Here is a 12895-nt window from a genome sequence, read left to right on the forward strand (position 1 = left end):
AATGAAGGACTGGCTGATGAATTTCATTCGCGAACTCTTTACAACCCGGGACAACTGCGCCCTTTGCGGCCGCCATACCCTGGAGCTTGGAAAGCACGGGCTTTGTATGGCTTGCGAGGAAAGCCTGCCCAGACTTGATGACGATTCGATGGCCGCATTTCACTATGAAGATGCAGCGGCCAAACTGATCCGCGACTTTAAATATGGCGAGAAACTTTGGATCGCGGATATTTTGGCCGGCTATATGGCGGATCGTGTGCGGGAGCTGGATGGAAAAGCGGATGTGATTGTGCCCGTGCCGCTGCATTCTTCAAGGCTCCGCCAAAGAGGGTTCAATCAGGCATTGAAGCTTGCGGAAGGTTTGGGAAGGGAGCTCAGTATTCCAGTGGTGGATGGACTGGTTCGTCTGCGGAAGACCAAAACGCAGACCAAACTGAATCATCTGGAAAGAGAGGCCAATGTTCGCGGCGCCTTCAAAGTCAAGGATGAAATTTCTTTTGATGGAATGACGGTGATGCTAGTGGATGATGTCGTAACGACAGGCAGTACTCTTAAAGCATGTGGGGAGGAGATCCTGAAAGCGGGCGCCGACGAAGTGATTTGGGTGACTGCAGCCAGGACTTCCGAAGAAAAAAAGGAGAAGGAATAAAAACTTTGCCTGGAAGACTTGCTTTTTTCCACAAAGGAGCATATACTACAGGTAGTCAATCGTCTTAGGTCTGTGGTTGAAAATCGATGCCAGTCGCAGGCGAAACGATCCACGTAAGTTTGGAAAATCCAAATGAGCATGGTGCGGTTTAGATGTAAGACCGGCCAGGTGCGAGCGAATCCACGCAAAGGGAACATTCCAAAAGGTTTTTGGCAATGCTGGACCCTCTTGGAATCGACCTTCGCGAGATTCGTTTTTTTGTGCCTGAGAGAAGCAGTAGTGGGGAGCGAAATGCTTAGTAGCGAACCTTCCTGCCGGCGGGTGTGGGGGCAAAGACCAGGTCAGCTGAGACGAAAGACCAAAAACCATATTTTTTTGCGGAGGGATTTTATCCATGTACGAAGACAAGACGTTAATTTGTAAGGACTGTGGCGCGGAGTTCGTTTTCACCGCTGGTGAGCAGGAATTCTATGCTGAAAAGGGATTCATGAACGAGCCCGCTCGCTGCAAAGCTTGCCGCGACTCTCGCAAGAACGCTCGGCGTGCCGAGGGTGGCCAGCGCGAGATGCATGACGCTGTTTGCGCGGCTTGTGGCGCTCCTTGCAAGATCCCCTTTGTTCCCAAGAACGACCGGCCAATTTACTGCAGCGAGTGCTTCCAGTCGCACAGGTAATTCCCGCAAAATTTATGGTTTAGCCATAAACCCGTAGGATACCGATTGGTCAAAGAAGCTTTGGTTTTCCAAAGCTTCTTTTTTATTTTGTCCAGCGTTGCAGTCGGGGCCAAGGCGCGATATAATGTTTTGGGAAGATCATGGAGGAGGGCTTGGCAATGAAGGTCACCCGAAAAAAACGGATCACTATGGCTGTGACGTTTGTCCTGGTGGCGGGTCTGGTCTTTTGGGCATTGGTGGCTTTGAAACCGCCCACTGTTCAGGAAGCCAACGCCAAACAGCTGAAGGAGGCGATCCAAAACTGTGAAACAGGGGATGTGCGTCTTTCGGCATTGACCACCTTTGAATGGGATGAAGTGTATACCTTCGCGCCCTATGCTTCCGAGGACGCCATGCTGGCCACGCTGGGCATACAGTGGAATGGGCTGCATGAAACGGTGAATGAGGGGATGAACCAAGCGGTGTTCGTCAAAAACGGCGAGGTGGTCTGTTATGTGTACGGTTATGGAAAGAAATGCGGGTACACGCTGGACTTCGGTAATTTTACCGGGAATTCCCTGAAGTTGTCCCGGAATGCGGATCCAGTGTTCCATTTGGAAGCGGGCAAGCAGCCAAAGCTTACCTATCTGGGCGAATGATATTGAGCGGATGAGGACATCCGCTCTTTTTTTACCGTTTGAGGGATCAAAACCACCGATTGCCTGAAAAAACTTGGTCTTGAGATATGCCTGCGCTATGCTGGGGATGGGCAGGAGAGGGGAGAAAGAACATGAGATTGGAAGTTCATATCGATGGAAGCGTTCCCGAGGTAAAGGTGGACATTACGGCGCCGGCCATGAGCCGGGAGGTGAGCGACCTCATCCGCAGGATGGAGAGCGGGGGAAGCGCGCTTTCCGGGATGCGAAACAAACGGTACTATCCGCTGAATCTGACCAAGGTCTATGCGGTCACCACCCAGGGAAATCGGATTCTTGCCCATACCCTGGCGGGGGAGTACGAGGTGAAGGGCAGGATGTATGAGCTGGAAGAAAGACTGGCGCCCGAGGGATTTATACGCATCTCCCAATCGGCACTGGCCAATGTCAGCCATATTCAAAACTTTGCCATGCATTTCAACGGAACCATGGAGCTGAGGTTCAAAAATGGTGCGGTGGAATATGTATCCCGGCGCTATGTGCCTGCCATCAAAAAGTATTTCAGGCTGTGAGGTGAATGAGAATGAGTTATGGGAAGGAAGCCTTAAAAAGAGGCGCCATGGGCCTGGCGGTAGGAATTGCTATCAGCATGACGATCGCGGTCATCATTGGATGGAGGGAAGGGCTCAGCACCTATGATTTTGAGATCATGAGCAAAAGCTACGCGGCGGGCGGGATCATGGGCATTGTGTTTGGAGCGGCGTCGGTGATCTGGAATGTGAAAAGGTGGAGCTATTTAAAGCAGACCGTGCTTCATATGCTGGTGATAGCGGCGGTCTACCCCACCCTCTCCATGTGGGCGGGCTGGATCCCGGCAGGACTGGTGCCGGCGGCCATCTGTTTTGGTGGGTTTGTTGCGATCTATGGCATCCTGTGGACAGGGTGGTTCTTTCATTATAAGCGGACAATCCGGGATTTTAATGCCAGGGTGGGGCAAAAATAAAATGAAGGATTTGGCTGGTTCAGCGTAGAATATTTGGGACAAAGAGCCAATCTAGAATAGCTCTTGGAAGGAGTGGATCTCATGAAGATGACCATCATTGGCAAGAACATGGAAGTTTCGGACAAACTGAAAGCGAGGCTGGAAAGGAAGCTGGGCAAGCTTGAGCGTTTCTTCGCGGAGGATACGCCCATGAAGGTAACGCTTTCGGAGGAAAAGAACCGGCAAATCATCGAGGTCACCATTCCCTTTGACGGCGTGATCCTCCGCGGGGAGGAATCGGGAAGTGATATGTTCACCGCCATCGATAAGGTGGTGGATGTGCTCGTCCGTCAGATCCGCAAACACCGCACCCGGCTGGAAAAGCGGGTCAAGAGCGGGAGTTTCATCAAGGGCGTACCGCTGGAAGCGGACGATGCCTTCACTGCAGATGAACCGGGCGATGAACTGGGCAAGGTGGTCCGGGTCAAACAGTTTGACATGAAGCCCATGACCGTGGAGGAAGCGGCACTTCAGATGGATTTGCTGGGCCATACCTTCTATGTGTTCTGCAATGGGGATACGGGCAAGGTGAACGTGGTTTACAAACGCAAGGACGGAAACCTGGGGCTCATCGAACCCGCATGAGATTCAAAAAATGAGGCTGGAGCTTTTGCTCCAGCCTCATTTTATTAAAGCGCACTGGCTGCGGCCCGGTCCAGCAGAACTGTGACATTGGCATGGGTATGGAGAATGGATGCGGGAAGACGGGGGGTGATATCGCCGTGGATCATCGCGGAAACCGCCTGTGCTTTGGATTCGCCGGTGGCGATGAGAAGAATCTTCCGGGCCTCCAGGATATTGCCCACTCCCATGGTGATGGCATGGCGGGGGATATCGCCGGGATTTTCAAAGAGAGGGCGGTTCGCCTCAATGGTGCTCTCGGTGAGAGCGACCTTGTGGGTATGGAAGATGAAGGCGCTGCCCGGTTCGTTGAAGCCGATATGGCCGTTCTGACCAAGGCCCAGCAGCTGAAGATCAATGCCGCCGCATTTTTTGAGCTCAAGCTCATAGTCTCGGGCATTTGCCTCACACTCTCCGACACCGCTGGGGATATGGATATTTTCAGGTCGGAAGTTCACTTGTTCAAACAGATGCTTTTCCATGTAGTAATGGTAACTGCCCGGATGTTCCGGCGCGAGACCACAGTATTCATCGAGATTGAAGGATGAAGCCCGGGACATGTCCACAAGTCCTTTTCGATAATTTTCAATCAGGCGCTGATATACGCCGAGGGGGGAGTTGCCCGTGGCAAGACCCAGCACGCTCTTTGGCCGCTCCACCAGCTGGCTGAGAAGGAGCATGGAGGCCACCTCATTGACCTGATCCACCGAATCATAAACCCAAGTATACAAATTTGTATCCTCCCTTCAGCTCTATTATAACGCATTTTGACCGTTTGTCTACCAAGAAATAAAAACACCTTGTTTCGTTGCCATGGGCACCCCGATGGTGGTACAATAAAGGACGGTTAAGTGTAAACATTTTTAACGATTTAGGCGGTGTAACATGCTGGATTTTTTAAAGAAGGTACTTGGAGATAGCAATGAAAGCCAGATCAAACAGCTGCAAAAGACGGTGGACCAGATCAACGCTTTCGAGCCCTCCATCAAGGCGCTGAGCGATGAGGAACTTCGGGCGAAAACGTCGGAGTTTAAGGATAGACTGAACCAGGGAGAAACCCTGGACGATCTTTTGCCGGAGGCTTTCGCGGTGGTGCGGGAGGCGGCCTGGCGCAGCGTGGGAATGCGGCACTTCGATGTGCAGCTTATCGGCGGCATCGTACTGCATCAGGGCCGTATTGCCGAGATGCGAACCGGTGAAGGCAAGACGCTGGTGGCGACCCTGCCCGCATACCTCAACGCACTGAAGGGCGAGGGCGTGCATATCGTCACCGTCAACGATTACCTGGCCAGCCGTGACGCCCAGTGGATGGGTAAGATTCATCGGTTTCTCGGGCTCTCGGTGGGTGTGATTATCCACGATCTGTCCTCCGAACAGCGGCGGGCGGCCTATGCCTGCGATATCACCTACGGAACCAACAACGAATTTGGGTTCGATTATCTCCGGGATAACATGGTTATCTTCAAAAAGGAGATGGTGCAGCGGCCTCTCAGCTTTGCCATCGTCGATGAGGTGGACTCCATTTTGATTGATGAAGCGAGGACGCCCCTTATCATCTCCGGACAGGGGGACAAATCCACCGAGATGTACGGTGCGGCGGACCGCTTCGTCAAATATCTCAAGCTGGACGAGGATTATCTCTATGATGAAAAGGATAAGGCGGTGACCCTAACCGAAAAGGGCGTCGCTAAAGCGGAACAGCACTTCAAGGTGGATAACCTGGCCGATGCGGAGAATACCGAGCTCAACCATCACATCAACCAGGCGCTAAAAGCCAATGTGACCATGAAGCTTGACGTGGACTACGTGGTCAAGGACGGCGAGGTCATCATCGTGGATGATTTCACCGGCCGGCTCATGTATGGCCGCCGATACAGCGATGGCCTCCATCAGGCCATTGAAGCCAAGGAGCACGTGAAGGTGGAGCGCGAGAGCAAGACGCTGGCCACCATCACCTTCCAGAATTATTTTAGAATGTACAAAAAACTCTCCGGCATGACCGGTACGGCCAAAACGGAGGAGGAGGAATTCCGGGATATCTACGGTTTGGACGTGGTGACCATTCCCACCAATAAACCCATGATCCGCAAGGATTTCAACGATGTGGTCTATCGCAGTCAGAAGGGCAAATTTGAGGCCGTGGTGCGGGAGATCGAGGAACGCCATGAAAGCGGTCAGCCGGTGCTGGTGGGTACCATCTCGGTGGAAAAGAGCGAGGAACTCTCCCGGATGCTGAAACGCAAGGGCATCCATCATCAGGTTCTGAACGCCAAGCATCACGACAAGGAGGCCACCATCGTGGCCCAGGCGGGCCATTACGGTGCGGTGACTATTGCCACCAACATGGCGGGCCGTGGCACCGATATCCTCCTGGGCGGAAATCCCGAGTTCTTAGCCCGGCTGAACATGCATCAGCAGGGCTTCAGCGATGACATGGTTGAAAACGCCACCTCCCACGAGGATACGGAGGACGAGGAGATTCTGGCGGCCCGCAGGGAGTACCAGCGCCTTTATGACCACTTCAAGGCTGAGACCGATGTGGAGCACGAAAAGGTGGTGTCGGCCGGCGGCCTGCATATCATTGGCACTGAGCGCCATGAATCCCGACGAATCGATAATCAGCTTCGCGGCCGGTCCGGCCGTCAGGGCGACCCCGGCTCCAGCCGCTTCTATCTGTCCTTGGATGACGATCTTTTGCGTCTGTTCGGTTCGGAACGCATTGAAGGCCTGGTCACCAAGCTGGGGATGAACGATGACGAACCCATTGATCTCAAGATGCTCACCAAGCAGATTGAATCGGCCCAGCGTAAGGTGGAGGGACGAAACTACAACATTCGTAAAAATGTGCTTCAGTACGACGATGTGATGAACACCCAGCGTGAGGTCATCTACGGCCAGCGTCGCACGGTGCTGGAGGGCGGGGATGTCCATGGCAACATCATGGATATGCTGGAGACCGTGGTGAAGGAACAGGTCGAGCATTACATGGGCCGGGTGGACGATTACACCGAATGGGATATCAAGGGGCTAGCCCAGGTCATGGAGCGGATTTTCCCGGTGCCCGGTGCTTTCACTTTCACCGTGGAGGAAGCGGGCCGCCTTTCCAAGGCGGAGGTCACTGAGCGCTGCATGGCGGCGGCCAAGGCCTGCTATGCGGCCAAGGAAGAGGAGATTACCGGCAAGAATCTCGATATGCGGGAAGTGGAGCGGGTGGTCCTGCTCAAGATTGTGGATCAAAAGTGGATGGACCATATCGACGCCATGGACCAGATGCGTCAGGGTATCGGACTTAGAGCCTATGGCCAGCGCGACCCGGTGATTGAGTATAAGATGGAAGGCTTCGACATGTTCGAGGAGATGATCGCCAACATCCGTCTGGATACGGTGACCACCATCTGTCATCTGACTTCCCAGAAGCCCATGGAGAGAAAACGGGTTGCGACCCCGACGCGGGAAGGCTTCGCTGCCCAGAGCCTGGCGGCCCAGGCCAACCGCCCCGCTCCGGAAGGGAAAAAACCGGTGGTGGTGGGTCCCAAGGTGGGCCGTAACGAACCCTGTCCCTGCGGCAGCGGCAAAAAGTACAAGAATTGTCATGGCCGCCCTGGTCATGAGCAGCCTTTGGATGAAGGCTGATTTTAGTGGGATATTAAGATAAAGGAAGTGAACGTATGATACAGCTGGACCCCTACCGTCAGCAATTGACGGCGGTGCTTGAAACCATTCAAAAGGTAGGTGAGTCCCTTTGACCCCGCCAAGATGGATAACGAGCGCAAGCAGTTAGAAATTGAGATGGCTCAGCCAGGTTTTTGGGATGACGCGGAGAAGGCGGGGCGCATCAATCAGCGGCTCAAAGGTATTGAGGACAAGCAAAACCGCATGGCCGATATGAATCGCCGTGCGGAGGATATTGAGACCTTGATTGAGATGGGAGACGAGAGCGAGGATCCCACCCTCGTGGACGAGGTCGCAGCGGAACTGAATGAGTTGGTGGACCTGGCTGAAAAGGCCTATTTGGAGACTCTTCTTACGGGGGAGTACGATGAGCTGAATGCAATCTTGTCCCTCCACGCCGGCGCCGGCGGAACCGAAGCCCAGGATTGGACTTCCATGCTCTACCGCATGTACACGCGCTGGTGTGAGAAAAAAGGCTATGGGGTGAAAGTGCTGGACTTTTTGGAGGGGGACGAGGCTGGCATCAAGGCGGTCACCTTCCTGGTGGAGGGCCTGAATGCCTATGGTTATCTGAAGGCGGAAAAGGGTGTGCACCGACTGGTTCGAATTTCGCCCTTTGACGCGTCAGCCAGACGGCATACCTCCTTTGCTTCCCTGGATGTGATGCCGGAGATCGTCAATGACGATACCATTGAGATCAAGTCCGATGATCTTCGCATCGACACCTACCGATCTTCCGGCGCAGGCGGACAGCATATCAACAAGACTTCGTCCGCCATCCGGATTACTCACTTGCCCACCGGCATCGTGGTCCAATGTCAGAATGAACGCTCCCAGCTGCAAAACAAGGAAACGGCCATGCGCATGCTGCGCAGTAAACTGGCGGAGGTCAAGGCTCGGGAGAACGAGGAGAAGATGCTGTCCATCAAGGGTGAAATGAAAAAAATCGAATGGGGCAGTCAGATTCGCTCCTATGTTTTTCAGCCCTACACCATGGTCAAGGATCACCGCACCGGGCAGGAAAACTCCAACGTAAATGCGGTGATGGATGGGGAATTGGATGAATTCATTCAGGCTTATCTGATCAAGCTGTAATTGCATGCGGCAATAGAAGTAATTATTAGCTGCCTCCCAAAGATCAATCTTTGGGAGGCGGCTTTATTAAATATGGGACTATGATTCGACAATTTATTACAATTGTGAATTATAAAACACGAATGATGATGAAAGTGCAAGCGATATTGTTAAGTTTTGGAATCCCCAGACGTTCAAAATCGTTTGACGGTCCGGCGGCTTGCCCGTATAATAGCGAAGAGGGCATCACATAAAGCCCCATCAACAACGCATCATAGATCTCAAGAGGGACATGGTTAGCTCAAGGAGGAAGTCGGATTTCATGAAGAACTATTTGGTAACCGGCGGTGCAGGGTTTATTGGTTCCAATTACATTCAATATCTTTTGAGTACCAAGACGGATGTTCATGTGGTGAATTTGGATAAGCTTACCTATGCAGGGAATCTTGAGAACCTGAAACCCGTGGAAAAGGACCCCCGGTACACCTTCATTCAAGGGGATATTGGGGATCGGGCGCTGTTGGATTCCATCCTTGAACAGATCGATATTGATTATGTGATCAATTTTGCTGCGGAAGCCCACGTGGATCGAAGCATCTTGGATCCAGAAATTTTCATCAAGACGAATGTGCTGGGAACCAGTGTATTGGTTGACGCTCTTCGCGCCAAGTGGACCAAAGCGGACGGTACCTATATGGTGGGCAAGAAATATGTCCAGATTTCCAGTGACGAGGTGTACGGTTCCCTGGGGCCGGAGGGAGATTTCAGCGAGGAGAGCCGCATGGCACCGAGAAGCCCCTATTCCGCAACCAAAGCCGCGGCGGAGATGCTGCTGAAGGCCTTCTGGCACACCTATCGCTTCCCCATGGTGATCACGCGGAGCGCCAACAATTATGGACCTTATCAGTTTCCGGAGAAGCTTATCCCGCTGATTATCTACAATGCGCGCCACAAAAAGCCTCTGCCCGTCTATGGCGATGGCCAAAATGTGCGGGATTGGCTGTATGTGGGGGATCACTGCCGTGCCATTGAGCGGGTGGTGGAGGAAGGACGCTTGGGCCAGGTTTACAATATTGGCGGGGACAACAAGTATACCAATATTGAAGTGGTTAAGCGTATCGTGAATTATCTCCACGATCATGTGGATGAAAAAATTGATGAAAGCCTCATCACCTTTGTGGAGGATCGTAAAGGTCACGACCGCCGTTACGGCATTGATGCGACAAAGATCTATAACGAACTGGAATGGAAGGCTGAAGTTCCCTTTGAAGAGGGCTTGATTCATACTATAGAATGGTACCTCAAGAACTGGGAGTGGCTGGAAGGCGTGACTTCCGGTGAATATCAAAGTTACTTTAAAAAGGTTTATGGATCCCGCCTGAAATAGTTTGTAAATCTTTCGTGAAGAGTTCCTTTGCAAATGGAGTGGAAAGCCGCTGGAACAGGGATTCCGGCGGCTTTTTGGTTCCATATGGCAAAATTGACAAGCAGCCCTTAAAAAGAGTAGAATAAGGGGAAGTTTGTGGCATAAGAAGGCAATTATGAAGATGCGCAAACGATTGGGCTGCAAAGTCTACTTTGAAGGGAGCCTTGTTCATATGAGATCGAAGAGAATGATAGCTGGGTTGGCGGCTGCCGCACTTCTATGCGCCGGGATAATGAGTGGATGCAAAAAGGAGGAGCCGGCAGCAACGCCGGAGCCTACGCCCGTTGCCACGCCCGCGCCCACCGTTGTGGTGGAGGTGGCGACTCCGGAGCCTACAGCAACGTCCAGGCCCAGTGAACCTCAGGTTGAAGCTGGCATTTCACCGTTGACGGGTTTGCCCTGTGATGTCTATAAGCCCATTGCAGTTATGATCGAAAATACGCAGGCGGCTTATCCTCAAAATGGACTTTCACAAGCGGATATCGTCTATGAGGTCTATGAAGAAGGTGGAGTTACCCGCTTCTTTGCCATCTTCAATGCGAATACGCCAGAAAAGGTGGGACCGGTCCGCAGCTGCAGAATTTACTATGTGGATATCTGGTCGGAATTTCAAAGCATTTTGGCCCATTACGGCGGACCTGAAGGGGACAAAATCTATGATGTTTATCAAAAATTCCAGGCCACTGGAGTGCCCCTTCGCGTCGATGGATTGGGGCCTCATAACGATCTTTACTGGCGTGATACCGCGAGAAAAGCGCCCCATAACGCATATACCAATGCTGAAAAGATTGCGGCGCTCTACGATTCCAACGATTTTACGCCCAAGCCTCACGCCTATTTCTTTACGGATGCAACACCCGAAGGGGTAAAGGCTGATTCATTCAATATTAGATACAGCAAATACAATGTGGTCGGCTATGTATATGATGCAGAAAAGAACGCTTATCTCCGCAAAATTGGGGATAAGCCCATGGTGGATGCCGGCAACGATGAGACCATTTATGTGAAGAATGTGATCATCCAATATGCCAAGCACACCAATCTGGGCACGGACGCAGGCCATATCGATGTGGATTTTGTGGGTGAAGGCAAGGCCGAATACAACATCGGCGGAGTGCGCATACAGGGTACCTGGAAGAGGGACAGCGAGGACAGCCGTACGATATTTATGGACGAAGCTGGCCAGGAGATCAGCTTGCTGCGGGGCAACACCTTTGTGCAGGTGGTTCAGGATAGCACCGAGATCACCTATGGTACGGCCGAATAGTGGATTGTGATACACTGGCATCCTCCCCGTGGGGAGGATGCTGTTTTTTAAAAGGAGCTTTGAATGATGAGAAGGTTGACTTCAGTGGTGAGCCTGGCGGCCTCCCTTGCTCTTGTGATATCCCTCCTTTTTGGGGCGGTGGCCTTGGTGGCCTTTGATATGGGCTTTTATGAAAGGGAATACCAAAAGTATGGACAGGCTCAGGTGATCGGTATCAGCGATGAAGGGCTGATGGGGATTACGGAAGGTCTGGTGGACTATCTAAAGGGCTCCCGGGATGATCTCAATATGCGGGCCGTAATCCAGGGCCAGGAACAGGAGGTCTTTGGTGAGCGTGAAAAGGCGCATATGGTGGATGTGCGGCTGCTGTTCGATCGAGGGTTCATTATTCTGTATGTTTGCCTGGGACTGGTGGTCCTGGGATATGGATTTGTAATCGCTTACAAGAAAAGACAAGCTATGCCCATTTTAGCCAAGAGTTTTCTTTGGGCTATGGCGATTATTGCTGTACTGATGGCGGCGCTGGGCATCTATATGGCGGTTGACTTCAACGGGGCATTTACAAACTTTCATTTACTGCTGTTTAATAATGATCTGTGGCTGCTCAATCCCGCTACCGATGTGCTGATCAATATGGTACCGGAAGCATTTTTTTATGATACAGCTTTTAGGATTGTAGCCTTTTTTGCGGCGGCGTGTGCTGTTTTGGGACTTTTGAGCGGGGGATACCTCGTTTGGCGGAAAAAAGGGGGAAGCAGACGTGCATTATCTGGATCGAATGAGGCATAGAGTAGAAAAGCTAGAAAATCCTCTGGTTTTGGCGATTGAAACATCCTGCGATGAGACATCGGTTGCGGTGGTGCGGGGCCGAGAGGTTCTGGCCAACGAGATCGCCTCCCAGATTCCCATTCATCGGCTGTTTGGCGGCGTGGTGCCGGAGATCGCTTCCCGAAAACATCTGGAGGCGGTGGATGGAGTGGTAAATGCCGCCCTGGAAACGGCGGGTATCGGGCTTGGAGATCTGGACGGCATCGCTGTGACCTACGGACCGGGCCTTGTGGGTGCGCTTCTTACCGGGGTGACAGCGGCCAAGGCATTGGCTTTTGCGCTGGACACTCCTTTAGTGGGGGTGCATCATATTGAAGGACATATTGCGGCAAATTACGTCCAAGATCCGGAATTGATACCGCCCTTCCTCTGTCTTGTGGTGTCCGGCGGCCACACCCACCTGGTCAAGGTTTTGGATTATGGCGTGTATGAACTGATGGGTCGAACCCGGGATGATGCGGCGGGAGAAGCCTTTGATAAAGTGGCCCGCGTACTGGGTCTGCCCTATCCTGGCGGTCCATCGGTGGAACAGGCGGCCAGGGCGGGGAACGCCAAAGCTTTTTCCTTTCCCCGGGCTTTTCGGGGAGAAGATCATTTGGATTTCTCATTCAGTGGAGTTAAAACGGCAGTAATTAACGAAGTTAACCGCTTACATCAAAAGGATAATCCTCTTCCCGTGGCCGATCTTGCCGCCAGTTTTCAGGAGACGGTGGTGGACACGCTGGTGCGAAACACTCTGCGGGCTGTGGACCGTTCCCGAATGAAGCGGGTGGCTTTAGCCGGGGGCGTGGCGGCCAACGGTGCGCTTCGGGCGCGGATGAAAGCGGCGCTGTCTGCAAAGGGGGTCCAACTCACCGTACCGGCTCCGATATTATGTACCGATAACGGAGCGATGATCGGGTGCGCCGGCGCATACAAGCTGAAGGCCGGAAACATCGCGGGTCTGGACCTCAACGCGGTGCCTTCGCTGGAGCTTGTGACCCAGTATTGATGCGAACAAGCCTTTGA

At 52.7% G+C, this 12895-nt stretch carries 13 protein-coding genes; 12 read left to right on the plus strand and 1 reads right to left on the minus strand.

What is annotated here, in order from left to right; genetic code table 11:
- Position 1 precedes the first annotated feature (1 nt).
- The 6 genes from H8696_RS08315 (at position 2) to hpf (ending at position 3584) form a co-directional block, all read left to right on the plus strand.
- Positions 2 to 649, plus strand: coding sequence for a ComF family protein (locus tag H8696_RS08315; protein ID WP_249316546.1), 648 nt, complete (start codon positions 2 to 4; stop codon positions 647 to 649).
- Between the two features lie 394 nt (positions 650 to 1043).
- Positions 1044 to 1322, plus strand: coding sequence for a zinc-ribbon domain containing protein (locus tag H8696_RS08320; protein ID WP_249316548.1), 279 nt, complete (start codon positions 1044 to 1046; stop codon positions 1320 to 1322).
- 158 nt (positions 1323 to 1480) lie between these two features.
- Positions 1481 to 1960, plus strand: coding sequence for a hypothetical protein (locus H8696_RS08325; RefSeq protein ID WP_249316550.1), 480 nt, complete (start codon positions 1481 to 1483; stop codon positions 1958 to 1960).
- Between the two features lie 131 nt (positions 1961 to 2091).
- The gene (locus H8696_RS08330) at positions 2092 to 2529 is read left to right on the plus strand and encodes a LytTR family DNA-binding domain-containing protein (protein WP_249316552.1); all 438 of its coding nucleotides are present in this window, start codon (positions 2092 to 2094) and stop codon (positions 2527 to 2529) included.
- Positions 2530 to 2540: 11 nt separating this feature from the next.
- Positions 2541 to 2960 (plus strand): DUF3021 domain-containing protein, encoded by a 420-nt coding sequence (locus tag H8696_RS08335; RefSeq protein ID WP_249316554.1) that lies wholly within the window; start codon positions 2541 to 2543, stop codon positions 2958 to 2960.
- Between the two features lie 81 nt (positions 2961 to 3041).
- Positions 3042 to 3584 (plus strand): ribosome hibernation-promoting factor, HPF/YfiA family, encoded by a 543-nt coding sequence (hpf, locus tag H8696_RS08340; protein WP_249316559.1) that lies wholly within the window; start codon positions 3042 to 3044, stop codon positions 3582 to 3584.
- A 44-nt stretch (positions 3585 to 3628) separates the two neighbouring features.
- Here hpf and nagB read toward each other — a convergent pair whose 3' ends face one another.
- A complete protein-coding gene (gene nagB / locus H8696_RS08345) occupies positions 3629 to 4351 on the minus strand; it encodes a glucosamine-6-phosphate deaminase (RefSeq protein WP_249316561.1) in 723 nt (240 codons plus the stop codon).
- A 154-nt stretch (positions 4352 to 4505) separates the two neighbouring features.
- Here nagB and secA point away from each other — a divergent pair, with 154 nt between their 5' ends.
- The 6 genes from secA to tsaD all read left to right on the plus strand — a co-directional run bounded on the left by secA (position 4506) and on the right by tsaD (position 12878).
- Positions 4506 to 7253: a preprotein translocase subunit SecA gene (gene secA / locus H8696_RS08350; RefSeq protein ID WP_249316565.1), complete on the plus strand. Its 2748-nt coding sequence runs from the start codon at positions 4506 to 4508 to the stop codon at positions 7251 to 7253.
- Positions 7254 to 7288: 35 nt separating this feature from the next.
- A protein-coding gene (gene prfB, locus H8696_RS08355) for a peptide chain release factor 2 (protein ID WP_249316566.1) occupies positions 7289 to 8387 on the plus strand; the annotation gives its coding sequence in 2 pieces (ribosomal slippage) (positions 7289 to 7363 and positions 7365 to 8387; 1098 coding nt in all).
- Positions 8388 to 8688: 301 nt separating this feature from the next.
- The gene (gene rfbB, locus H8696_RS08360) at positions 8689 to 9753 is read left to right on the plus strand and encodes a dTDP-glucose 4,6-dehydratase (protein WP_249316567.1); all 1065 of its coding nucleotides are present in this window, start codon (positions 8689 to 8691) and stop codon (positions 9751 to 9753) included.
- 211 nt (positions 9754 to 9964) lie between these two features.
- Positions 9965 to 11059 (plus strand): DUF3048 domain-containing protein, encoded by a 1095-nt coding sequence (locus tag H8696_RS08365; RefSeq protein ID WP_249316568.1) that lies wholly within the window; start codon positions 9965 to 9967, stop codon positions 11057 to 11059.
- Positions 11060 to 11125: 66 nt separating this feature from the next.
- Complete coding sequence (locus H8696_RS08370) at positions 11126 to 11848, plus strand: TIGR01906 family membrane protein (protein ID WP_283244951.1); 723 nt, start codon at positions 11126 to 11128, stop codon at positions 11846 to 11848.
- Positions 11838 to 12878: a tRNA (adenosine(37)-N6)-threonylcarbamoyltransferase complex transferase subunit TsaD gene (gene tsaD / locus H8696_RS08375; protein ID WP_249316879.1), complete on the plus strand. Its 1041-nt coding sequence runs from the start codon at positions 11838 to 11840 to the stop codon at positions 12876 to 12878. The genes H8696_RS08370 and tsaD overlap by 11 nt, the downstream gene beginning before the upstream one ends.
- Positions 12879 to 12895: the final 17 nt, after the last annotated feature.

The organism is Gehongia tenuis (genome assembly GCF_014384795.1).
Taxonomy (GTDB): domain Bacteria; phylum Bacillota; class Clostridia; order Christensenellales; family NSJ-53; genus Gehongia; species Gehongia tenuis.

What these genes read in the sequence shown, in the direction of transcription:
- H8696_RS08330 (WP_249316552.1), top strand. Translation starts at nt 2,092, where the DNA reads ATGAGATTGGAAGTTCATATCGATGGAAGCGTTCCCGAGGTAAAGGTG.
- H8696_RS08370 (WP_283244951.1), top strand. Translation starts at nt 11,126, where the DNA reads ATGAGAAGGTTGACTTCAGTGGTGAGCCTGGCGGCCTCCCTTGCTCTT.
- H8696_RS08320 (WP_249316548.1), top strand. Translation starts at nt 1,044, where the DNA reads ATGTACGAAGACAAGACGTTAATTTGTAAGGACTGTGGCGCGGAGTTC.
- H8696_RS08325 (WP_249316550.1), top strand. Translation starts at nt 1,481, where the DNA reads ATGAAGGTCACCCGAAAAAAACGGATCACTATGGCTGTGACGTTTGTC.
- tsaD (WP_249316879.1), top strand. Translation starts at nt 11,838, where the DNA reads ATGAGGCATAGAGTAGAAAAGCTAGAAAATCCTCTGGTTTTGGCGATT.
- H8696_RS08365 (WP_249316568.1), top strand. Translation starts at nt 9,965, where the DNA reads ATGAGATCGAAGAGAATGATAGCTGGGTTGGCGGCTGCCGCACTTCTA.
- secA (WP_249316565.1), top strand. Translation starts at nt 4,506, where the DNA reads ATGCTGGATTTTTTAAAGAAGGTACTTGGAGATAGCAATGAAAGCCAG.
- hpf (WP_249316559.1), top strand. Translation starts at nt 3,042, where the DNA reads ATGAAGATGACCATCATTGGCAAGAACATGGAAGTTTCGGACAAACTG.
- H8696_RS08315 (WP_249316546.1), top strand. Translation starts at nt 2, where the DNA reads ATGAAGGACTGGCTGATGAATTTCATTCGCGAACTCTTTACAACCCGG.
- rfbB (WP_249316567.1), top strand. Translation starts at nt 8,689, where the DNA reads ATGAAGAACTATTTGGTAACCGGCGGTGCAGGGTTTATTGGTTCCAAT.
- H8696_RS08335 (WP_249316554.1), top strand. Translation starts at nt 2,541, where the DNA reads ATGAGTTATGGGAAGGAAGCCTTAAAAAGAGGCGCCATGGGCCTGGCG.